Here is a 555-nt window from a genome sequence, read left to right as displayed (position 1 = left end):
CCTCGGCTGTGCGCACGTCGCACAGGTAGGTGGTGCGCGACCGGTCCGCCAGCCAGCCGATGGCCTGCGCCGCAGCGATGTGCGGCACGTTGAAGCGCGCGGCCAGCGACTGTGCGGCATGGCGCGCGGCGTCGAGGTCGCGCGGGGTGGCGTTGTCCGGATACCGGGCCGTGCCGCCGTGTTCGAGCGTGAAGTCGTTCAGATACCAGCCCTGCGTGCCGTTTTCGAGCGCGTAGACCGGGTTGCTGACACCGACGTTGATCAGCGACTGTGCGCCGATGATGCTGCGCGTGCGTCCCGCGCAATTGATGACGATCGGCGTGGCGGGATCGGGCACCAGATCGCGCAGGCGATAGGCCAGCTCGCCATTGGGGCAGCAGATGGCGCCCGGGATGTTCATCTTGCGGAATTCGCTGATCGGGCGGCCATCGAGCACAACCGGGGCGTTCGGGCAGGCCTGCATCGCGGCAAGCTCGGCCGCCGAGACGCGCGGCGTGCCGTAGTGATGCTCGGCCAGTTCGCCGAACGTCTTCGAAGGCAGGTTGACCCCGGCGA

Annotated in this window: 1 protein-coding gene; it reads right to left on the bottom strand. The window is 68.8% G+C overall.

Features of this window, described 5'->3' with window-relative positions; all coding sequences use genetic code 11:
• Positions 1 to 555, bottom strand: a 555-nt coding sequence (locus AB4Z35_RS30135) for a rhodanese-like domain-containing protein (protein ID WP_442101178.1), incomplete at both ends; no start/stop codon positions are given.

The organism is Pseudomonas sp. KB_15, assembly GCF_052114525.1.
Taxonomy (GTDB): domain Bacteria; phylum Pseudomonadota; class Gammaproteobacteria; order Pseudomonadales; family Pseudomonadaceae; genus Aquipseudomonas.
The sequence above is the reverse complement of the archived record's forward strand: the minus strand, read 5'-3'. Positions and strand labels throughout refer to the sequence as shown.